The organism is Streptomyces sp. KPB2, from assembly GCF_003950055.1.
Lineage (GTDB): Bacteria > Actinomycetota > Actinomycetes > Streptomycetales > Streptomycetaceae > Streptomyces > Streptomyces salinarius.
The window spans coordinates 5882745-5904220 of record NZ_CP034353.1 but is presented as its reverse complement, the minus strand read 5'-3'; the positions used below and the strand labels follow the sequence as shown (position 1 = coordinate 5904220).

The window sequence follows — 21476 nt, the reverse complement described above, 5'->3', positions numbered from 1 at the left end:
CCCGGTTCGCTCGTTCTGCTGAACGTGCAGCCACAGGATGTCGCCCCGCGCCCCGCACCGTCCTCCGCCTCTCCGTCCGACCCGGTCGTCGACGTCGAGCAGGCCGAGGCCGCGCTCGTCGAGCACTATCCGCGCCTGGCCCGGCTGGCCTATCTGGTGCTGCCGCCGGGCCTCGGCCGGGGCCGTCGCGTCCTGACCGCACACGCCCTCACCCAGCGCGCCCTGCCCCGGAACCGGACGACGACCGCGGTGATCCCGGCCCAGTCCACCGGCCGGGAGGTCGATCCCGGGTACGCGCTGGTCCGGCTCAGGGTGGTGCGTACGGCGCTGGAGGCGGGGCTGCCGCTGCGACGGAGGGCGTGGCCGAGGCGGTCCCAGCTGCCGCCGCTGCTGCCCCAGGTGCGGGGCCTCAAGCTCTTCCCGCGCTCGGGCGGCGCCGACGAACTCGCCCTGGACCAGGCGCTGTCCGCGCTGTCCGGCGCGGGCCGGGCGGCGTACGTGCTGCGCGGTCTGGAGCGGCTGCCCGACGACGGGGTGCGGCAGGTGCTGACGGCCGCCGGGGTGGCCGACGCGGACGCGGCGCTGCGGGAGGCCGACGGGGTGCCGGGGCAGTACGCACTGCTGGGCTCCCCCGAGTTCGACCCCTGCTCGCTGCAGGCCCGCCCGACCGATCTGCTGCGCCGGCGTCAGCACACGAAGGCCGCGCTGGTCGCCGGGGCGGCGCTGGTGGTGTGCGGGGCGCTGCTCGGCCTGCCCGGGGACGGCTGGGGGCCGGACGGTGCCGCCGCCCCGCCGTACGCGCGCAACCCGGCGGCCGAGGCCGCGCTCGACCCCGGGAAACTCACCAGGGTCGCGCCCGCCGTCTGGGAGACGTCCGCGCGCACGGACTTCTCGGTGTGGCCGGCGCGCGGTGACCTCACCGGCGACGAGGAGCTGCTGCGCCGCGCCCTGGCCGTCTGGGCCCGGCCCGGCGAGAGCGTGGGGGTGTCGGCGACGCCGGGGACCCAGACCGGCGCTCCGGCCGGTCCGCCGCAGCTGCTGTACGCCGGGAACGTGGACAACGCGCGGGTGGTGATCCTGCACGACGGTCTGCGCCTCGTCCGGTACGCCGAGCCGGAGAACGGTTCCGCCGGTGCCGCCCTGGACTTCGCGCGGACCGACGGGGCCGGCCGGGCCACGGCGACCGCGGTGGTGCTGGGCCGGGCCGACGGGAACGTCCGCTATCTGACGGCCCCCTGGGTGACGGAGGTGGCCGCGCGCGATCTGGTCGAGCCGGGCTCCGGCCCCAAGGAGCTGACGCTCACCGACGGTGTGACGTCCCCGCTGGCCAGCCCCGTGCAGCAGCAGTCCGGCGCCTGTACGTCGTGGAACGCGCTGGAGCTGACCGACGGTTCGGACACCCGGGTGGTGACCGACCTGGGCGAGCTGGTGCCGGCCCGCCTCACCGCCGGGCGCCCCGGTGCCGCGAAGGACGCCTCGGGCGCCGAGGCGCTGGACGCCTGGGCGCCGTACGCCTGCTCGCTGGGCGCGGTGCGCGGGCAGGGGGTCCGGTCGGTGAACGCCTGGGAGTTCGCGGAGCAGCCGCTGCCCGACGGGACGGGCTCGGGCGACTGGGTGTGCACCCGCGCGGAGACCTGGCGGGGCGAAGGGGCGCGGGTGCTGGCGCAGTTCCGTACGCCGGGCGGGGCGCAGGGCGCGGTGGCGGCGAGGGCGCAGGACGTGCCGGCCTGTGGTGAGCGCGATCCGCACGTGCTGGCCGGGGTGCTGTGGAAGTCGGAGGGCGGGCACTGGTATCTGCTCGCCGCGGCCAGTCGCGGCACGACGTCGATCGAGGCCACCGGCGGTATCAGCGACTCCGCCGACGGGAACCTGCTGACGGCGAAGGCCGAGCAGGGTGCGCGGGCCGAGCTGAAGGGCACGCTGGAGAGCGGGCGGACGATCGGCGGACTGCGCTAGCCACCGTCCACCGCGACCGGGTCGCTTGCTGACATCGGCGTCAACAAGTCTCGGCAGAAGGGTTCCCCGCGGACTTACCGCTCAGTACATTGACGCCATGTCTAACAAGCCTGTCCCGTTCATGGCACGGCTGCGGAAGCCGACGACCCTGCTCCTCGCGGCCGGCGCCGCGCTCGTCGTGGGCGCGGGCGCGGTGCGGCGCCGGACGCCGGGCTCGCCGCCCCGGACGAGGTCCGCCCCGCGCCCGTCGGCCTCCGGGCCGCCCCGCCCCCGCGCGCTGACGCTGCTGGTGACCGCGCACGAGCGGCTGGCCGACGGGGTGGTGCGGCTGCGCCTGGAGGGGACCGACCTGCCCCGCTGGGAGCCGGGTGCCCACCTGGACCTGGTCCTGCCGTCGGGCCTGGTGAGGCAGTACTCGCTGTGCGGCGATCCGGAGGACACCTCGTCGTACACGGTGGCCGCGCGGCTGGTCGAGGACGGGCGGGGCGGTTCGCGCGAGCTGCACGAGCAGGTGCAGGAGGGCACGGAGCTGGAGGTGCGCGGCCCGCGCAACCGTTTCCCCCTCGTCGACGCCCCCGCCTACGCGTTCGTCGCCGGGGGCATCGGCATCACGCCCGTGCTGCCCATGCTGCGGGCGCTGCCCGAGGGCGCCGAGTGGCGGCTGCTGTACGGCGGGCGGACGCGCGCGTCGATGCCGTTCCTGGAGGAGGTCGAGAAGCTGGCCCCGGAGGGCGGGCGAAGCGGGCCGGGGGTACCCCCGGCCGAGGGCTGGGGGCGCGTCACCGTCGTCCCCGAGGACGAGGACGGGCGGCCCGATCTCGACGCCTTCCTGGCGGACCTCCCGGCGGGCGCGGCCGTGTACTGCTGTGGTCCGGAGGGTCTGATGGCGGCCGTGGAGGAGCGCCTTCCCGCGGGCGCCGCCCTGCACCTGGAGCGGTTCGCGCCCCGCACGACGGCCGACGGCGACGGGGAGTTCGAGGTCGAACTGCACCGCAGCGGGCGCACGCTGACCGTGCCCGGCGACTCCTCGGTGCTGGCCGCCGTGCGCGCCGAGCTGCCCAACACCCCGTACTCGTGCGAGCAGGGGTGGTGCGGGACCTGCCAGCAGACGGTGTTGGAGGGCGAGATCGATCACCGGGACGACCTGCTGACCGACTCGGAGCGCGGCGACTCGATGCTCATCTGCGTGTCCCGGTGCCGGGGTACACGGCTCGTGCTCGACATGTGAACACCGATGTCCGGTCCGGCCCGTTCGGGGGCCGGATTCGATCGGTAAGGTGTTCGTATGACTACCGGGGTACGCCGCAGGATGGGCGTCGAGGAGCGGCGGCGGCAGTTGATCGGCGTCGCGCTGGAGTTGTTCAGCCGCCGCTCGCCCGACGAGGTCTCCATCGACGAGATAGCGTCGGCCGCGGGCATCTCGCGCCCGCTGGTCTACCACTACTTCCCCGGCAAACTCAGCCTGTACGAGGCCGCGTTGCAGCGCGCCTCGGACGATCTGGCGGCCCGGTTCGTGGAGCCGCACCAGGGCCCGCTGGGTGCGCGGCTGCTGCGCGTGATGGGCCGGTACTTCGACTTCGTGGACGAGCACGGCCCGGGTTTCTCCGCCCTGATGCGCGGCGGCCCGGCCGTCGGTTCCTCGACGACCAACGCACTGGTGGACTCCGTACGGCAGGCCGCGTATGTCCAGATCCTTTCGCACCTGGACGTCACCGAGCCGCCCGCTCGGCTGGAACTGGTCGTCCGCTCCTGGATCTCGCTCGCCGAGTCGACGGCGCTGATCTGGCTGGACGGCCGCCGCATCCCGCGCGCCGAGCTGGAGGTCCAGCTCGTGCACGACTTCGCGGCGCTGCTCGCGGTGAGCGCCGCCCGGGACGAGGAGACGGGCGCGCTCGTCCGCCGGGTCCTCGCCGACGAGCCGGACGACGGTCCCTTCGCGGACCTGGTGGAGCGGCTGCTCGCCCTGACGGCCCGGTGAGCGCCGCGCCGACGTGGGGGCTGGTCGTGGAGACGACCCTGGGCACCGGGGAGCGCAAGCACACCGAGGCCCAGGTCGTGGCGCACGTCACCGGGTCCCGCGAGGAGGCGCTCGCCGAGTTGGAGCGACGGGCGCGGAGCTACTCCCCCACCCACCCCCTCAGCCCCCGGCGGCGTCGCCTGCTGCGGGTCGGCGACGGGTTCCTGCTCGTGGTGGACGGGGCCTGGCAGTCGTTCGTGACCCGGTTCACGGTGGCGGAGCTGCTGACGGACTCCGCGGCGCCTCGGGCACCCGAACCGGAACCGGTGCCGGAACCGTTGCCGGAACCGGAGGCCGGAACGGCCAGGGAGCCGGTGGCCGAGGCGGCCCCGCCCGCGCCCGTCGCCGCGCGGGAGCCCGAGCTGGACGCGGACGGGGTGCCGGTGCGGCCGGCCTGGCTGGGCCGCCGCGACCTCTCGTGAGGCCCGGGCCGGCCCGTCCGGCTACTCGGTCTCGAACTTGCGGTACGACGGGTCCAGGTCGCGGACCTCGGCGGAGGCGTGCAGGGCGAGGCCGTCGCCCGGCTTGGCGTACTGCCGCAGCAGTTCCAGGACGGCCTCGGTCAGCCGCACCTTGGTCTCGTCGGTGCGGCCCGCGAGCAGCCCGAGCGTGACGTGCACGACGGCGTGCCCCTCGGTGTCGGGGCCGACCACGGTGTCCTCGGTGCGGCGGAACTGCGTCTTGCACGCCGGCGGCCTGGCGGACGCGATCTCGACGACGGCCTCGTGCAGGGCCCGCGCGAAGGCGGGCCGGTCGAAGTCGTCCGCGAGCCGACCGGAGTAGTCGACGGTGATCTGCGGCATGAGCCCTCCCGTTTGCGTTCGGCACGTCAACAGCAGGGCTCACCCTAACCGCAGATCCCCCGCCCTCAGCCGGTCCGCTCGAAGACCGCGACGGTGCGGGCCGGCACGGTGAAGGTGCCGGTCTTCGCCGCGTACGCCGACTCCTTCACCACCGGGTCCGCGCCCGCCGCCTGCACCGGGTGCAGCCGGTAGCCGGTCCCGGCCGCCGCGCCGACGCGCTGTTCCTGCTTCTCGGGCGTGGCGTTGAAGACGACGACGAGGTCGCCGAGGCTCATGGTGATCACCCCGGGTGTCTCGTCCTCGCCGGAGAGCGGGAAGGAGAGCCGGGACCGCACCTGCGCGGTCGTGGCGAGGGAGAAGTCCTTCTCGCCGCTGCGGATCCTCAGCAGGTCCCGGTACGCCGCCGAGGCGCCGTTGATCTGCGGGCAGCCGACCCGCACGGTGTCCAGCAGGGGCTTGGCGTAGGGCCACTTGTCCTGGTTGTCGGCGGCCGGTGGCAGGCCCCGGCCGAAGCCGTTGCCGTCGGCGCAGTTCCAGTGCAGGGCGTTGAACCAGTCGCCGCTGTCGTAGGAGTTGCGGTCCAGCGACTTGGAGCGCAGCAGGTCGGTGCCCGCCTGGGAGAGCGCCGGGCCCTGCGAGAGGGTGGCGGTCGCCATGGCGAGGACCTGCATGCGGGCCCGGTCGTCGGCGGAGGTGTCCTTGGGCAGCTTGAAGGCGAGCGCGTCGAACAGGGACTCGTTGTCGTGCGCGTCGGCGTAGGCGAGGGCGTCGCCGGGTGCCGCCGCGTATCCGGCGGGGGCGCCGTTGTAGTCGACCTCGGAGCCCTTGACCTCCTTGCCGTCGGTGTCGGTGAAGGCGTAGTCGGCGAGGTTGCCGGTCAGGCCGACCTTGATCAGGTCCTGGTAGTGCAGGAGGCGGGCCTTCTGCTCGGCCTCGGTGCCGTTGGCCTTCGAGGAGTTGGGGTCGGTGTAGAGGCCGGAGGCGAAGCCCTGCACGCCGGGGTCCTCGTCGAAGGGGCCGCCGCCGCGCACGGCGTCGCGGGCCCGGTCGGAGAAGGTGGCGATGCCGGTGCCGGCCATGTTCTTCTGGGTGGCCTGGACGAAGCGGGCGTCGTCGGCGACCTCGCCGAAGTTCCAGCCCTCGCCGTACAGGATGATCTTCTTGCCGTCGACGCCGTCCTTCTTGAGCGTCAGCTCGTCCAGCGCCTTGCGGACCGCGAGGATGTTGGCCTTGGGATGGTGGCCCATGAGGTCGAAGCGGAAGCCGTCGACCTTGTACTCCTTGGCCCAGGTGACGACCGAGTCGACGACGAGCTTGCCCATCATGGCGTTCTCGGTGGCGGTGTTGGAGCAGCAGGTGCTGTTGGCGACCGAGCCGTCGGCGAGCAGCCGCTGGTAGTAGCCGGGCACGATCCGGTCGAGGACGCTGGTCTTGGCCTGGCCGCTCGCGGCCGTGTGGTTGTAGACGACGTCCATGACGACGCGCAGGCCGTCGTCGTTGAGGGCCTTGACCATCTTGCGGAACTCGACGGTGCGCTCGGTGCCGTCCGGGTCGGTGGCGTAGGAGCCCTCGGGGACCGTGTAGTGGTACGGGTCGTAGCCCCAGTTGAAGGCGTCCTTGGCGGCGGCCTTCGTCACGCACTCCTGCTGCTTGTCGGAGTCGGCAGGGTAGGAGGCGAGGTCGCAGTCGGGCGTCGTCCGCTCGGACTTCTTCTCGGGGATGGTGGCGATGTCGAAGGCGGGCAGCAGGTGCACGTAGGACGTGCCGGCCCCGGCCAGCTCGCGCAGGTGCTTGGAGCCGTCGCTCTTCTCGTCGGTGAAGGCGAGGTAGGTGCCCCGGTGGTCCGCGTCCGCCGTCGGGTCGGCGACGGAGAAGTCGCGGATGTGCAGCTCCTGGATCTGCGCGTCCCGCAGCGGGACGGCCTCGGGCTTGCGGTAGTGCTCCCAGCCGCGCGGGGCGAGGGAGCGGTCGTCCAGGTCGACGACGAGGCTGCGCTCGGAGTCGGTGGTCAGGGCGAGGGAGTACGGGTCGGTGACCTTGTTGGTGACGACCTCGCCCGCGGTGGGCGCCCACACCTTGACGGCGTACCGGTAGGGCTTGCCCGTCCAGGACTTCGGGCCGGTGACGGACCAGACGCCGGAGGCGTCGTCGCGGCGCATCCGCACGGTGCGGTCGCCGATCTCCAGCTTCACGTCCTGCGCCGTCGGCGCCCACACGGAGAGGGTGGGCCGCCCGTGCCGGAAGACCGGGCCGAGGTCGGCCTTGGTCGCCCGGTCCGCGTACAGGTCGTCCAGGGCGCCGGCGGTCTGTACGCCCGTCGCGGCGAGCAGCGCGCCATTGGCGGTGCGCTGGGAGGCGACGACCTGGCCGCGCAGGGCCTCGCGGACCCGGTCGCGGTCGCGCGGGTCGACCGACCAGGCGGTGTACTCCTTCAGGTGCGGGAACTTCGCCTTCTGGGCGTCGGTGAGGGCGCTCCTGGTGAGGCGGAGCCACTGCTGGTCGTCGCCGGTGAGCCTGCCGTCTTCGGCGGCGATGGAGCCGGTGCGGGAGGCGAGCAGCTGGGTGGAGGCGGCACCGTCGGAGCCGTTCCAGGCGACGGTGTTCCGGTCGATCCAGACCGCCTTGGAGGTGGTGAGGTCGACGGCCGCGGCCGAGCCCGCGGGCTGCGGCAGCAGGTACTCCTCCTGACCGCTCAGCAGCCACACCTCGTGGCCGTCGGCCTTGAGGTCGAGGGCCTGGTCGGTGGGCAGGTCCTTCTCGTCGCCCTTGTGGACGATGTAGCTGACGCTGCTCGCGCCCTCGGTGAGGGGCACCTCGAAGACCGCGCCGTAGGGGTCGGTCCGGACCGGCTGGAGCGGCTTGGCCCAGTCGGTGGGGTTCGCGGCGTCGCCCCAGACGTGCAGGCCCCAGCCGTCGTAGTTCCCGTCGGCGCGCTGGTAGTGCAGTACGGCCTTGGTGGTGTCCTGGGCCGGGTACTCGGGCCGCTCCGTGGCGACCTGTTCCTTGCCCTGCTCGATCCACACCTCGCCGGTCTCGGTGACGTCGATGGTGCGGTCGGCGGCGACGTCCTTGTTGCCGTCCTTGTCGATGACGAGGAAGCCGACGTTCGACGCGCCCGGCTTGAGCTTGACGTAGGCGAAGGCGCCGTAGGCGTCGCGGCCGGTGAAGGGGTGGGTCTCGGGCCAGGTGGTCGCCTCGCCGTCGGCGAGGTCGCCCCAGGCGTACAGGCCCCAGTCGTCGTAGTTGCCGTCCGCGCGCTTGTAGTGGACGACCGCGTAGTCGCGGGACGCGGCGGTGGGCACCTCCTCCGCGGGCGGCGTGCCGGTGCTGGAGGCGGCCGTGGCGCTCGCGGTGCGGCCGGCCGAGTCCACGACGACCGCCTTGTAGCGCAGGGCGGTGCCGGCCGGGGTGTCCGCGCCGATGGTGTGGGTGACCTTGTAGGGGGCGTGGTCGGCGGTGCCGAGGGTGCGCCACTTGCCGTCGCCGGTCTGGGCGGCGAAGACGACGCGGTTGAGCTGTCCGCCCGCGACGTCGGCACTCAGCTCGACGGTGCCGGTGGCGCCGGGGGCCGGGGCGTGCAGGGTGATCGTCGGCTCGGCGGCGGGCCGGGCGAGCGGGCCCGCGGCCTTGAGGACGACGGCCGACCGGGCCGGGACGGTGACGGTGACCTTCTTGTCGGCGCCCGACTTCACGGTGGCGTCGGTGCCGTAGATGCCGCGGAAGGCCATGCCGGCCGAGCCGGTGGCGAAGGTGGCGCTCTTCTCGGTGCCGGCGTTGTTGAAGGCGACGACGTACTCCGTGCCGGTCTTCGCGTCGGTGCGGGAGACGGCGTAGATGCCGGCGCCGTCGGCCGCGTAGCGCTCGGTCTGGACACCGTCGGCGAGGGCCGGGTTGGCCTTGCGGAGCTTGGCGAGGGCGCTGATCCGCCGGTAGAGCGGGGCGCTCGTGTCGTAGGCGGCCTCGGCGTGGGTGCGGTCGGTGCCGAGCTGGTCGTCGTCGAGGTAGTCGGCCGTGCGGGAGGCGAACATCGGCTGGCGGGCGTCCTTGTCGCCGCCGGCGCCGGTGAAGCCCTGCTCGTCGCCGTAGTAGATCACCGGGTTGCCGCGGCTGAGGAACATCAGCTCGTTGGCGAGCTTGTCCTTCTGCAGCAGTTCGGCATCCGTGGCCTCGGGGGCGTCCTGCTTCAGGAAGGTCCCGATGCGGCCCATGTCGTGGTTGCCGAGGAAGGTGACCTGCTCGTACGCGTTGGCCTTGTCGGTCGTGTACTTGTAGTCGTCGCCGAAGACGGAGGCGAGCTTCTGGGCGCTGCCGCCCTGGGAGGCGTAGGCGCGGGCCGCGTCCTGGAAGGGGAAGTCCAGCGTGGAGTCCAGGCGGCCCTGGGTGACGTAGGGCGCGGTGACGGAGGTGTCGGCGGAGTAGACCTCGCCGAACATGAAGAAGTCGTCGCGGCCCTTCTTGGCGGCGTAGGCGTCCAGCGCGGTCGCCCACTGCGTCCAGAACTCCATGTTGACGTGCTTCACGGTGTCGATCCGGAAGCCGTCGATGGCGAAGTCCTTGACCCACCGCTGGTAGATCTTCTCCATGCCGCTGACGACCTCGGGACGCTCGGTCCACAGGTCGTCGAGGCCGTTGAAGTCGCCGTAGGTGGCGGACTCGCCGGCCCAGGTGGAGTCGCCCCGGTTGTGGTACATCGCCGGGTCGTTGAGCCAGGAGGGGACCTTGAGGTTCTTCTTGGCGGCCGGGACCGTCGGGGTGCGCGGGAAGGAGCCGGAGTCCACGCGGGGGAAGCGGCGCTCGCCGTCCGCGTAGTCGGCGTCGTCGAAGGGCTTTCCGTCCTTGGTCAGGTACGGGAAGGCGCCCTTGGAGAGGTAGTCGTAGGACTTCTCCTCGTAGTCGACGACGTCGGCGGTGTGGTTGGTGATGACGTCGAAGAAGACCTTCATGCCCTTGGCGTGGGCCTTGGAGATGAGGTTCTTGAGGTCCTGGTTGGTGCCGAAGTGCGGGTCGACCTGGGTGAAGTCGGTGATCCAGTAGCCGTGGTAGCCGGCCGAGGCGTCCTTGCCGGTGCCCTGGACGGGCTGGTTCTTGAAGATGGGCGCCATCCAGATGGAGGTGGTGCCCAGGCCCTTGATGTAGTCGAGCTTCTCGGTCAGGCCCTTGAGGTCGCCGCCCTGGTAGAAGCCCTTGTCGGTGGGGTCGTAGCCGGTGGCGAGCCGGGTGCCGGTCAGACCGCCGCGGTCGTTCCCGGCGTCCCCGTTGGCGAAACGGTCCGGCAGGACGAAGTAGAACTGCTCACGCGTCAGGTCGTGACGCGCGGCGGTCTTCGCCAGCTTCGCGTCGGACGGGGGCGCGGGCGGGGCGTCGGCGCGCGCGGCGAGCGGGGGAAGCAGTGCGGCGGCGAGCGCGGTCACGGTGACGGCCGCGACCCGTCTCACTCGTGCGGTACGGCGCGCGACAGGCACCGGCCATCTCGGTATCACAGGCGTGAGCTCCTTGCGAGTACGGCTCGTTCGGGTCCGACCCCGGCGAGACCGTAGCGCTGCCGCAAGGCTTGCAGCAAGACTTGCGAAAGTAACGGAAAGGATTTTCACAGGACTTGCTCGCCCCATCCGGGGCGGACGTGCGAAGGGCCCGCCACCTCCCCGTGGGAAGCGGCGGGCCCTTCGACGGCCCGAGGGAGTGTCAGGCCCGGGTCCACCACACCGTGGTGTCCGCCGGGACCTTCGCCTCGCCGGACGTCTCGGTGATCTCGCCGCTGGCCAGCAGGACGCGGCCGTAGGCGGGCAGGGCGACCGACTCGCCGGTGGTGTTGGCGACGCAGACGAAGTCGCCGCGGCGGAAGGCGACGACGCCTTCGGGGGCGCGCAGCCACTCCACCGCGTCGCCCGCGCCGAGGTCGGCGGTGGCGCGGCGGACGGCCAGGGCCTCGCGGTACAGCTCCAGGGTGGAGCCGGGCTCGCCGGTCTGCGCCTCGACGCTCAGCTCGCCCCAGCCCGCCGGCTGCGGCAGCCAGCTGCCGCCGTCGCCGAAGCCGTACGAGGAGCCCTCGCGGGTCCAGGGGATCGGTACCCGGCAGCCGTCGCGGAAGCCGTCCTGGCCGGCGCCGCGGAAGTACGCCGGGTCCTGGCGCACCTCGTCGGGCAGGTCGACGACGTCCGGGAGGCCCAGTTCCTCGCCCTGGTAGACGTAGGCCGAGCCGGGCAGGGCCAGCATGAGGAGGGTGGCGGCGCGGGCGCGGCGCAGGCCCAGCTCGCGGTCGCCGGCCAGGCGGATCTGGGTGCCGAGGCCCGCCGGGTTGGCGAAGCGGGTGGCGTGCCGGGTGACGTCGTGGTTGGACAGCACCCAGGTGGCGGGGGCGCCGACGGGGCGCATGGCGTCGAGGGTGCGGTCGATGACCGTGCGCAGTTCCTCGGCGTCCCAGTGGGTGCCCAGGTACTGGAAGTTGAACGCCTGGTGCAGCTCGTCGGGGCGGACGTAGTTGGCGGTGCGCTCGACGGTCGGGGTCCAGGCCTCGGCGACGAAGATGCGCTCACCGGAGTACTCGTCGAGGATGCGGCGCCACTGCCGGTAGATGGCGTGCACGCCGTCCTGGTCGAAGAACGGCATGACATCGTTGCCCAGCAGCTTCAACTGCTCGTGGGATCCCAGGTCGGGCAGCCCCTCGGCCTTCACCATGCCGTGGGCGACGTCGATGCGGAAGCCGTCCACGCCCATGTCCAGCCAGAACCGCAGAATGGAGCGGAACTCGTCGCCGACGGCCGGGTGCTCCCAGTTGAAGTCGGGCTGCTCGGGCGCGAAGAGGTGCAGGTACCACTCCCCCGGCGTGCCGTCGGGCTCGGTGACCCGGGTCCAGGCGGGGCCGCCGAAGATGGACTCCCAGTCGTTGGGCGGCAGTTCGCCGTTCTTCCCCTTGCCGGGGCGGAAGTGGTAGCGGTCCCGCAGCGGGGAGCCGGGGCCCTCGGCGAGGGCGCGCTTGAACCACTCGTACTGGTCGGAGGAGTGGTTGGGCACCAGGTCGACGATGATGCGCAGGCCCAGCGCGTGGGCGTCGCGGATCAGCGCGTCGGCGTCCAGCAGGGTGCCGAACATGGGGTCGACGGCCCGGTAGTCGGCGACGTCGTAGCCGGCGTCGGCCTGCGGGGAGGCGTAGAAGGGGCTGAGCCACACGGCGTCCACGCCCAGGTCGCGCAGGTAGGGCAGGCGGGTGCGGACACCCTCCAGGTCGCCCATGCCGTCGCCGTTGCTGTCGGCGAAGCTGCGCGGGTACACCTGGTAGATGACCGCGTCCCGCCACCAGTCGTGGCGCTCGGAGACGGTGGCGACGGCGGAGGTGGGGGCCGGTGCGGCGGAAGGCTGCTGGCTCATGTCGTCCTTGGTACGTAGCGAAACGGAGCGGAACGGAGTGGAGGCGTCGGTGGCGGAAGAGGCGGCCGGCCGCGGTGCAGCGGGGTCGGATGGGCACCGCGGCCGGACGTTTCCGGGTCGGGCTCTCGGCCCTGGACGGTCGGGCGGTCAGCCCTTCGTGCCGCCCGCGGTGAGGCCGGTCACCAGGTTCTTCTGCACGAGGTAGAAGAACGCGGAGACGGGTATCGCGACGAGCACGGCGGTGGCCGCCATCAGGTTGCGCTGCGCGTCGTGCTCGCTGATGAAGCTCTGCAGGCCGACGGCGAAGGTGTACTTCGTGTCGCTGAGCATGAACGTCGAGGCGAAGGCGACCTCGCCGAAGGCGGTGATGAAGCTGTAGAAGCCGGCGACCGCGAGGCCCGGCCGGGCCAGCGGCAGGATCAGCCGGAAGAAGGTGCCGAACGGGGTCAGCCCGTCCACCCGTCCGGCCTCGTCGATCTCGAACGGGATGGTGTCGAAGTAGCCCTTGAGCAGCCAGGCGCAGTACGGCACCGCGGTGGAGCAGTAGACGAGGATCAGACCGAAGTAGCTGTCGATGAGCTGGAGCTCGGACAGGAGCTGGTACATCGGCACGATCAGGACCGCGATGGGGAACATCTGGGTGACCAGCAGGACCCACATGAGCTTCTTGTAGCCGGGGAAGCGCATGCGCGAGACCGCGTAGCCGGTCGTCGCGGCGACCAGCACACCGATGACGGTGGTGCCGAGCGAGACGAGCAGCGAGCTCTTCAGCCAGTGGAAGAAGTTGGTGTCCTGGAGCACGAACGCGTAGTTGTCGAAGGTCATCTTCGACCAGATGCGCCCGGGGTGCAGGTAGTCGTTCTTGTCCGGGCCGAGGGACAGGTAGACCAGCCAGGCGACCGGGAAGAGCGCGATGAGGCTCGCGAGGGTCAGCACGCCGTGGGAGGCGAGGGACGCGGCGCGGCTGCGTTCGCCGCGGCCACGGACCTTGCGCGGCGGTGCGGTGGACGCGGTGACCTGCTCGGCGGGCGCCTTGGTGGGTGCGGTGCTTGTACTCATGGCGGCTCCTGCCTCAGTTCGCGAGCTGCTGCTCATTGCGGTTCAGCCAGCGGCGGTAGAAGGAGGTGAAGACGATCAGGATGGCCAGCAGCAGGATGCCGTAGGCCGCGGACTGCGCGAAGTCGCGCGGCTGCTGTCCGAAGCCGAGCTGGTACGCCCAGGTGACGAGGATCTGCGCGTCGGGGGCGGTGTTGCCGAACAGCAGGAAGATCACGGCGAACTGGTTGAAGGTCCAGATGATGCCGAGCAGGACGACGGTGGAGCTGACCGAGCGCAGACCGGGCAGGGTGACGTAGCGGAAGCGCTGCCAGGCGTTGGCGCCGTCCATCTCGGAGGCCTCGTAGAGGCTGTTGTCGATGGACTGCAGGCCGCCCAGGAGCGAGACCATCATGAACGGCACACCGCACCAGGTGTTGACCATGATCGCGGAGAACCGCTGCCAGAAGGTGTCCTCGAGCCAGGCGGGCGTCGGCAGGTGCAGCCAGTCCAGGGCGGAGTTGATGATGCCCTGGTCGGCGAGCATGAAGCGCCAGCCGAAGACGGTGACGAAGGTGGGCACGGCCCAGGGCAGGACCAGGATCAGCCGGTACAGGGTGCGGCCGCGCAGCTTCTGGTTGAGCAGCAGGGCGAGCCCGAGGCCGATGAAGAAGTGCAGGCCGACGCAGACGGCCGTCCACACGATGGTCCAGATGAAGTGCGACCAGAAGCGGTCGTAGGCGGTCGGGCCCCACAGAATGTCGGCGTAGTTGTCCAGGCCGACGAACTTGTAGGTGGCCTCGATCTCGTTGACGCCGATGGTGCGCGCGCTGTTGAGGCTGTTGGCGTCGGTGAGGGTGAGGTAGAGGCCGTACCCCAGCGGGTACAGCACGAGGACGCCGATCACGACGGCCACCGGCGCGATCATGGCGTAGGCGTACCAGTGCTTCTGGTAGCCGTCTTTCAGACGCCGGCCGAGGCCGGGCCGCGGGGCGCGGTCACCGCGGCGCTTGCCGGTCGCGCGGTCGATGGTGACTGTCATGGTTCGACACCTTCGGGAGCGATCATCGGGAGGATCGGAGGATCAGGGGTGCGGCGCAGGCCGGTGGCCGCCGGGTCCCTCCCCCGAGGGTGGGGACCCGGCGGCCACGCGGACTCACTTGCTGAAGTCCGGCACCAGCTTGGTGATCGCGGCCTCGGCGTCGCCCAGACCCTCGTCCAGGGACTTCTTGCCACCGGCGATCTGGGGCAGCTCGTCGTCGAGCGGCGTCCACAGGGAGCTGTACTCGGGCAGCGCGGGGCGCGGCTGGGCGGCGGGCAGGACCGTCTGGAAGCCGGCGATGCCCGGGTCGGCCTTGACCTTGGCGGTGTAGGCGTCGTCGCGGGTCGGCAGCGTGGAGTTCTTCAGGGCGACGGTCTCCTGGGACTTCGCCGAGGTCATGAACTTCACGAGCTTCAGCGCCGCCTCCTGGTGGGCCTTGTCCGAGCCGGCGTAGACCGACAGGTTGTGGCCGCCGGTCGGGGCGCCCGCCTTGCCGGTGGAGCCGGCCGGGACGGTGGCGATGCCGAGGTTGTTCTTGTCCTTGAAGGCGGAGCCCTTGTAGAAGTTGGTGATCTCCCACGGGCCCTGGATGATCGAGGCGACCTTGCCGCTGACGAACGCCTCCTGGATGTGGGCGTAGGCGTCCGCGGTGGTGTCGGCCTTGTGCAGGCCCTTGCCGTCGAAGAGGCTCAGCCAGGTGCCGTAGGCCTTCTTGGCCTCGGGCGAGTTGACCGTGACCTTCTTGGCCTCGGCGTCGACCGTGTCGGTGCCCTCGCCGTAGAGGAACGGCTGCGCGTAGTAGCCGGCCGTGGAGGCCCAGTAGCCGTCGACGCCGGTCTTGTCCTTGATGGTGGCGGCGGCCTTCTTCAGGTCGTCCCAGGTCTTGGGGACCTCGACGCCGGCCTTCTCGAACAGTGCCTTGTTGTAGACGAAGGCGAGGGTGTCGGTGACCAGCGGGACGCCGTAGGTCTTGCCCTCGTACTTGGCCTGCTCGATCAGGTTGGGCTGGAACTTGTCCTGCTCGGCGAGGGCCTCGGTGCCGTCCAGCGGCAGGAAGAAGCCCTTCTTGGCGAAGGCGGGCGTCCAGCCGACCTCGGAGCGCAGCACGTCGGGGGCGCCCTTGGAACCGGCGGCGGTGTCGAACTTGTTCTGCGCCTGGTCGAAGGGCACGTTGACGAAGTTGACCTTGATGCCCTTGTTGGCGGCCTCGAACTCCTTGACCAGGGCCTTGTAGGTCGGCGCCTCGTTGGTCGCGTTGGAGGTGTCCCAGTAAGTGATGGTGACCGGTCCGCCGGACTCGCTGTCGCTGTCGCCGTCCCCGCCGCACGCCGTCGCCGCGAGGGCGAGGGACGCCACCAGAGCGGTGGCCGCTATGCCACGCCGCATGAGTTCTCCTTGAGGGTGAAAGCCCGTGTGGTGCAGGGTGCGGGCCCGTCCGCCGCTCCTGCCGACACCGACCGCGTCCTTGCCGCCGTCGGGCGACGTGAACGTAACAGCGTTGAAAGCCCGGCGAAAGGTCTTGCAGCAAAAATGTGCAAGAGATCTCCGAAGTTATCCGGGCGTGACCTCTCGGCGACCGTCATGAGACGCTTGTTTACGGGGCCCGAGCGGTATCGGGCCGGTTGTGCAAGACTCTGCAAGCTCTTGCCACCACTTTCACGAGGGAGCGCGATGACGCAGCAGCCCGCGCCGGGCCGTCCGACGGGCCGCCCAACAGGCCGTCCACGGCGCCCGATCGGTGTGCAAGGAGGCGGCCGACAGGTACAGTCCACCCCTGTGACCACACGGCTTGCCGACATCGCCGCCCAGGCGGGAGTGAGCGAAGCGACCGTCAGCCGCGTCCTCAACGGGAAGCCGGGCGTCGCAGCCACCACCCGCCAGTCCGTGCTCGCCGCCCTCGACGTGCTGGGGTACGAGCGGCCCGTGCGGCTGCGGCAGCGCAGCGAGGGCCTGGTCGGCCTGATCACCCCGGAGCTGGAGAACCCGATATTCCCGGCGCTGGCCCAGGTCATCGGCCAGGCGCTGACCCGCCAGGGCTACACCCCGGTCCTCGCCACCCAGACGCCGGGCGGCTCCACCGAGGACGAGCTGACCGAGATGCTGGTCGACCGCGGGGTCGCCGGCATCATCTACGTCTCCGGACTGCACGCCGACACCACCGCCGACATGCAGCGCTACGAGCGGCTGCGCGCCCAGGGCGTGCCGTTCGTCCTCGTCGACGGCTTCTCGTCGCAGGTGCAGGCGCCGTTCATCTCCCCCGACGACCGGGCCGCGATGAGCCTCGCGGTCACCCACCTCGTCTCGCTCGGCCACACCCGGATCGGGCTGGCCCTCGGGCCGAAGCGGTTCGTCCCGGTGCAGCGCAAGATCGAGGGCTTCGTGCGCACCGTCCAGGAGCAGTTGGGCCTGGAGGCGGAGACGGTGGAGAAGGAGCTGGTCCAGCACTCGCTGTACACCCTGGAGGGCGGCCAGGCGGCGGCCTCCGCGCTCATCGGGCGGGACTGCACGGCGGTGGTGTGCGCCAGCGACATGATGGCGCTGGGCGCGATACGGGCGGCCCGCCGGCTGGGCCTGGACGTGCCCAAGGACGTCTCGGTCGTCGGCTTCGACGACTCGCCGCTGATCGCCTTCACCGACCCGCCGCTGACCACCGTCCGCAAGCCGGTCCCCGCGATGGGGCAGGCGGCGGTGCGCACCCTGCTGGAGGAGATCGGCGGGACGCCCGCGCCGCACAGCGAGTTCGTGTTCATGCCGGAGCTGGTGGTGCGCGGCTCGACGGCGTCGGCACCGGGCGAGCGCGGCCGGCCCTGATCCGCGGCTCGCGGCACCGGGTGCCGGATGCGGGCCGGACCGGCCTGGGGGATGATCGGTGGGAGAAGGCTTTTCTGGCAGACTTCATGCCTATGGGTGACGTGACCGTGAGGACTGGGGAACGCCTTGAGAACGGCGTTCCGCACCCCGTCACCGAGACGACGGGGAAGGGCCTCCTGCGCCGGCTCCGCGCCCCGCGCCGGCCCCGCCTCTGGTTCGAGATCCTGCTGATCGCGCTCAGTTACTGGACGTACTCCCTGGTCCGCAACGCGGTGCCGGAACAGCGGACCGCGGCGCTGCGCAACGCCGACTGGATCTGGCGGGTCGAGCAGCAGCTCGGCATCGCCGTCGAGGAGACCGTCAACCACGCCGTGAACTCGGTGACATGGCTCGTGGTCGGCATGAACTACTACTACGCCACGCTGCACTTCGTGGTGACGCTCGGTGTCCTGGTGTGGCTCTACCGCAGTCACCCGGGCCGTTACGCGGCGACCCGTCTGGTGCTCTTCGCGACGACGGGCGTCGCCCTGGTCGGCTACTACTTGTATCCGCTCGCCCCGCCCCGGCTGATGACCGGCGGGCACTTCATCGACACGGTGATGGTCCACGAGACGTGGGGGTCGATGGCGTCCGGGGACCTGAAGAACATGTCCAACCAGTACGCCGCGATGCCGTCGATGCACATCGGGTGGTCGGTGTGGTGCGGCCTGACGATCTTCGCGCTGGCCTCGGTGCCGTGGGTGCGGGTGCTGGGGCTGGTGTATCCGGCGCTGACGCTGGTGGTGATCGTGGCCACGGCGAACCACTTCTGGCTGGACGCGGTGGGGGGCTTGGCGTGTCTGGCGTTCGGGTACGGGTTGGCTTACGTCTGGTACGGGCGGATGCCTTATGCCCTTCCCTCCCAGCTGCGGGCAGTCGTGCCGCTGGGGCGGCACGGGTGGGCGCAGCGGCACCCCGTCAGCGCCGGGCCGCGCGACCCCCGGCCTCAACCCCAGCAGAAGTGACGCGGGGGCGCAGCCGAGGCGGCAGCCGTCACGCGTAGAACAGCTCCTCCACCACCATCCGCGCCCGGCGGGCCGTGCGGCGGTACTCGTCGAGCATGTCCCCCGCGTGACCCGACCCGTGGCCCAGATAGCGGCCCACGGCCGCCAGCTCGCGCGGGTCAGTCGGGAAGGTGTCGCCGGCCCGCCCCCGGACCAGCATCACCGCGTTGCGCACCCGCGTGGCCAGCACCCACGCCTCGTCGAGGGTCTCGGCGTGCTCCGCCGACACGAACCCCGCGTCGCGCGCGGCGGCCAGCGCCGGGCGCGTCCTGGTGGTCCGCAGCCCGGCGACCTCGTGCCCGTGCCGCAGCTGGAGCAGCTGCACGGTCCACTCCACGTCGGACAGGCCGCCGGGACCCAGTTTGGCGTGCAGCTTGGGGTCGGCCCCGCGCGGCAGCCGCTCGGACTCCATCCGGGCCTTGAGCCGCCGGATCTCCCGTACGGCGTCCTCGGTGAGCCCGCCCGCCGGATAGCGCAGCGGGTCGATCAGCTCGACGAAGCGCCGCCCCAGGTCCTCGTCGCCGGCGACGAACTCGGCCCGCAGCAGCGCGTGCGACTCCCACCCGAGGGACCAGCGCCGGTAGTAGGCCTCGTACGACTTGAGGGTCCGCACCAGGGGCCCCGACCGGCCCTCGGGCCGCAGGTCGGCGTCGATCAGCAGGGGCGGGTCGGCGCTCGGCACCTGGAGCAGGCGGCGCATCTCGGCGACGACCTTGTTGGCGGCGTCCCCGGCCTCCCGCTCGTCCACCCCGTCGCGGGGCTCGTGCACGAAGAGCACGTCGGCGTCGGAGCCGTAGCCCAGCTCGTGTCCGCCGAAGCGGCCCATGCCGATGATCGCGAACCGGGTGGGCAGGACGTCGCCCCACTTGTCCCGTACGACCGCCCGCAGCGTCCCCGCCAGTGTCGCCGCCGTCAGGTCGGACACCGCGCCGCCGACCAGGTCCACCAGGGCGCCCTGGTCGGCCTCGACGGGCTGGGCCTCGGTGCCGTAGGAGCCGACGATGTCGGCGGCGGCGGTGCGGAACAGCTCCCGGCGCCGTACGCCGCGCACGGCGGTGACGGCCTGTACGGCGTCGTCGGCGCGGCGGACCGCGGCGAGGGTCTCCTGCTCCAGCTGGGCCCGCCCGCGCGGCCGCAGTCCCCCGGCGACCCCGTCGCCGAGCAGCGCGACGGCCTCCGGGGCCCGCATCAGCAGGTCGGGGGCGAGCCGCCCGGCCGACAGGACACGGGCGAGGTTCTCGGCGGCGGCGCCCTCGTCGCGCAGCAGCCTGAGGTACCAGGGGGTGGTGCCGAGGGCGTCGGAGACCTTGCGGAAGTTGAGCAGCCCGGTGTCCGGGTCGGCGGAGTCGGCGAACCAGCCGAGCAGCACCGGCAGCAGGGTGCGCTGGATGGCGGCCTTGCGGGTGACGCCGGACGCCAGCGCCTCCAGGTGCCGCAGGGCGGCGGCCGGATCGGCGTACCCGAGGGCGACCAGGCGCTCCCGGGCCGCCTCGGGGCTGAGCCGGGCCTCGCCGGGGGCGAGCTGGGCGACGGCGTCGAGCAGCGGCCGGTAGAACAGCTTCTCGTGCAGCCGGCGGACGACGGAGGCGTGCCGCCTCCAGGCGCGCAGCAGCCCGGCGACGGGGTCGGTGCGCAGGCCCAGCGAGCGGCCGAGGCGGCGCAGGTCGGCCTCGTCCTCGGGCACCAGGTGGGTGCGGCGCAGCCGGTGCAGCTGGATGCGGTGCTCCATGGAGCGCAGGAACCGGTACGCCTCGTCGAGCTGGGCGGCGTCGACGCGGCCGACGTAGCCGCCCGCGGCGAGCGCCTCCAGCGCGTCCAGGGTCGTGCCGCTGTGCAGGGAAGTGTCGGCCCGTCCGTGCACCAACTGGAGGAGCTGCACGGCGAACTCGACGTCCCTGAGTCCGCCGGGGCCCAGCTTGAGCTGCCGGTCGACCTCGGCGACGGGGATGTTCTCCACCACCCGGCGGCGCATCTTCTGCACGTCGGGGACGAAGTTCTCGCGGTCGACGGCCTGCCACACCAGGGGCTGGAGGGCGGCGACGTACTCGGCGCCGAGGCCGGGGTCGCCGGCCACCGGGCGGGCCTTGAGCAGCGCCTGGAACTCCCAGGTCTTGGCCCAGCGCTGGTAGTAGGCGACGTGGCTGCTGAGGGTGCGCACCAGCGGGCCGTTGCGGCCCTCGGGCCGGAGGTTGGCGTCGACCGGCCAGATGGAGCCCTCGACGGTGGTCTCCGAGCAGATCCGCATCATGTGCGAGGCGAGCGCGGTGGCGGCGCGCAGCGCCTTGGTCTCGTCGACGTCCACGCCGTCGGCGGGCTCGCCCACGAAGATCACGTCGACGTCGGAGACGTAGTTCAGCTCGTGTCCGCCGCACTTGCCCATCGCGATCACCGCGAGCCGGCAGCGCGCCGCGTCCTCGGGTGCGGCGGCCTCGGCGAGGGCCAGGGCGGCGCGCAGGGTGGCGGTGGCGAGGTCGGCCAGCTCGGCGGCGGTCTCGGCGACGTCGATCGTGCCGCACACGTCGCGGGCGGCGATGGACAGCAGGCAGCGCCGGTAGGCGACGCGCAGGGAGACCGGGTCGGTGGCCTCGGCGAGCCCCCGCTCGAACTCCTCGACCCCGCGGTGCAGGTCCCGCGGCTCGTACGTCACCAGGGCCTGCCAGTCCCCGGCGTGCCGGGCGAGGTGGTCGCCGAGCGCCTCGCTGGCGCCGAGCACTCCGAGGAGACGGTCGCGCAGCGGCTTGGCCGCTATCAGGGTGTCCAGCAGCTCCTGCCGGGCGGTGGGGTCGGGCTGCGCCTCCAGGAGCCGCACCAGTCCGTGCAGGGCGAGGTCCGGGTCGGCGGTCGCGCCCAGGGCCTCCAGGAGGACGGGGTCGGCGCGCAGCTCGGCCAGCTCGGCGCCGTCGAGGAGCCGTTCGGCGGCGGAGGGGTCGGTGAAACCGTGCCGCAGCAGCCGCGTGAAGGTACTGCTCCTGCGCCCCGGCGCCGTCATCTCGGCCTCCTGTCGCACTGTGCGGGCCACGGGCTCCGCGGGATCAAGGTCGTACGGGCCGAGCGTAACCGGGGAACGGCCGCGGAGCACCGAACAGGGTCTGCCCGGCGTGCAAAGGCGATAGCTTGTACCAGGCGCTCCCCAGGAAGCAGGAAGAGATGATGCCGTGTCCCGTGATGGCCGACCCCGGCACCGTCCGGCCCCGCCGCCCCGGCAGGTGGGCGAGGACGCCGCACTGGTCCACGACTCACGCCGCGAGGGAGACGTGCCGCTTGCGCCGGAAGAGTACTCGCCGACATGCGCGGAAACGCTGTATCTGCTCCGCTCGCCCGCGAACGCCCGGCGCCTGCTCGACTCGATCACCGAGGCCCGGGCGGCAGCGGACCCGCGTGCGCCGGAAGGCGCCCCCTACTGA

14 protein-coding genes are annotated in these 21476 nt (G+C 72.1%); 7 read left to right on the top strand and 7 right to left on the bottom strand.

What is annotated here, in order from left to right:
* Positions 1-24 precede the first annotated feature (24 nt).
* From D1J63_RS26525 to D1J63_RS26510, 4 genes are all read left to right on the top strand, one after another.
* A complete protein-coding gene (locus D1J63_RS26525) occupies positions 25-1956 on the top strand; it encodes a hypothetical protein (protein ID WP_125632280.1) in 1932 nt (643 codons plus the stop codon).
* Positions 1957-2053: 97 nt separating this feature from the next.
* Positions 2054-3184, top strand: a complete 1131-nt coding sequence (locus D1J63_RS26520; protein ID WP_241235613.1) for a PDR/VanB family oxidoreductase — start codon at positions 2054-2056, stop codon at positions 3182-3184.
* A gap of 57 nt (positions 3185-3241) precedes the next feature.
* On the top strand, positions 3242-3934 hold the full coding sequence (locus tag D1J63_RS26515; protein WP_125632278.1) for a TetR/AcrR family transcriptional regulator: 693 nt from the start codon (positions 3242-3244) through the stop codon (positions 3932-3934).
* Positions 3931-4395: a hypothetical protein gene (locus D1J63_RS26510; RefSeq protein ID WP_125632276.1), complete on the top strand. Its 465-nt coding sequence runs from the start codon at positions 3931-3933 to the stop codon at positions 4393-4395. Before D1J63_RS26515 ends, D1J63_RS26510 begins: the two co-directional genes overlap by 4 nt.
* A 21-nt stretch (positions 4396-4416) precedes the next feature.
* Here the strand turns inward: D1J63_RS26510 and D1J63_RS26505 are convergent, their stop codons facing one another.
* The 6 genes from D1J63_RS26505 to D1J63_RS26480 all read right to left on the bottom strand — a co-directional run bounded on the left by D1J63_RS26505 (position 4417) and on the right by D1J63_RS26480 (position 15604).
* On the bottom strand, positions 4417-4776 hold the full coding sequence (locus tag D1J63_RS26505) for a 5-carboxymethyl-2-hydroxymuconate Delta-isomerase (protein ID WP_125632274.1): 360 nt from the start codon (positions 4774-4776) through the stop codon (positions 4417-4419).
* 65 nt (positions 4777-4841) lie between these two features.
* Positions 4842-10256: a pullulanase-type alpha-1,6-glucosidase gene (pulA, locus tag D1J63_RS26500; RefSeq protein WP_164712985.1), complete on the bottom strand. Its 5415-nt coding sequence runs from the start codon at positions 10254-10256 to the stop codon at positions 4842-4844.
* Positions 10257-10458: 202 nt separating this feature from the next.
* Positions 10459-12141 carry a glycoside hydrolase family 13 protein gene (locus D1J63_RS26495; RefSeq protein ID WP_125632270.1) on the bottom strand — a complete coding sequence of 561 codons (1683 nt, stop codon included), beginning with the start codon at positions 12139-12141 and terminating at the stop codon, positions 10459-10461.
* Between the two features lie 147 nt (positions 12142-12288).
* Complete coding sequence (locus D1J63_RS26490) at positions 12289-13200, bottom strand: ABC transporter permease subunit (protein ID WP_102927407.1); 912 nt, start codon at positions 13198-13200, stop codon at positions 12289-12291.
* 13 nt (positions 13201-13213) lie between these two features.
* Positions 13214-14218, bottom strand: a complete 1005-nt coding sequence (locus D1J63_RS26485) for a sugar ABC transporter permease (RefSeq protein WP_102927406.1) — start codon at positions 14216-14218, stop codon at positions 13214-13216.
* A gap of 114 nt (positions 14219-14332) precedes the next feature.
* Positions 14333-15604, bottom strand: a complete 1272-nt coding sequence (locus D1J63_RS26480; RefSeq protein ID WP_125632268.1) for an extracellular solute-binding protein — start codon at positions 15602-15604, stop codon at positions 14333-14335.
* Between the two features lie 390 nt (positions 15605-15994).
* On the opposite strand from D1J63_RS26480, the gene D1J63_RS26475 reads away from it, so the two are divergent.
* Positions 15995-17029 (top strand): LacI family DNA-binding transcriptional regulator, encoded by a 1035-nt coding sequence (locus D1J63_RS26475; RefSeq protein WP_125632266.1) that lies wholly within the window; start codon positions 15995-15997, stop codon positions 17027-17029.
* Between the two features lie 92 nt (positions 17030-17121).
* On the top strand, positions 17122-18033 hold the full coding sequence (locus tag D1J63_RS26470) for a phosphatase PAP2 family protein (protein WP_125632264.1): 912 nt from the start codon (positions 17122-17124) through the stop codon (positions 18031-18033).
* Between the two features lie 28 nt (positions 18034-18061).
* Here D1J63_RS26470 and D1J63_RS26465 read toward each other — a convergent pair whose 3' ends face one another.
* A complete protein-coding gene (locus tag D1J63_RS26465) occupies positions 18062-21061 on the bottom strand; it encodes a bifunctional [glutamine synthetase] adenylyltransferase/[glutamine synthetase]-adenylyl-L-tyrosine phosphorylase (protein ID WP_125632262.1) in 3000 nt (999 codons plus the stop codon).
* A 166-nt stretch (positions 21062-21227) separates the two neighbouring features.
* Between D1J63_RS26465 and D1J63_RS26455 the strand changes: the two genes are divergently transcribed.
* Positions 21228-21476 carry a hypothetical protein gene (locus D1J63_RS26455; RefSeq protein WP_125632258.1) on the top strand — a complete coding sequence of 83 codons (249 nt, stop codon included), beginning with the start codon at positions 21228-21230 and terminating at the stop codon, positions 21474-21476.

Coding starts and splice junctions, on each gene's coding strand:
- D1J63_RS26520 (WP_241235613.1), top strand. CDS start 2,054: ATGTCTAACAAGCCTGTCCCGTTCATGGCACGGCTGCGGAAGCCGACG.
- D1J63_RS26515 (WP_125632278.1), top strand. CDS start 3,242: ATGACTACCGGGGTACGCCGCAGGATGGGCGTCGAGGAGCGGCGGCGG.
- D1J63_RS26505 (WP_125632274.1), bottom strand. CDS start 4,776: ATGCCGCAGATCACCGTCGACTACTCCGGTCGGCTCGCGGACGACTTC.
- D1J63_RS26495 (WP_125632270.1), bottom strand. CDS start 12,141: ATGAGCCAGCAGCCTTCCGCCGCACCGGCCCCCACCTCCGCCGTCGCC.
- D1J63_RS26490 (WP_102927407.1), bottom strand. CDS start 13,200: ATGAGTACAAGCACCGCACCCACCAAGGCGCCCGCCGAGCAGGTCACC.
- D1J63_RS26485 (WP_102927406.1), bottom strand. CDS start 14,218: ATGACAGTCACCATCGACCGCGCGACCGGCAAGCGCCGCGGTGACCGC.
- D1J63_RS26480 (WP_125632268.1), bottom strand. CDS start 15,604: ATGCGGCGTGGCATAGCGGCCACCGCTCTGGTGGCGTCCCTCGCCCTC.
- D1J63_RS26470 (WP_125632264.1), top strand. CDS start 17,122: ATGGGTGACGTGACCGTGAGGACTGGGGAACGCCTTGAGAACGGCGTT.
- D1J63_RS26465 (WP_125632262.1), bottom strand. CDS start 21,061: ATGACGGCGCCGGGGCGCAGGAGCAGTACCTTCACGCGGCTGCTGCGG.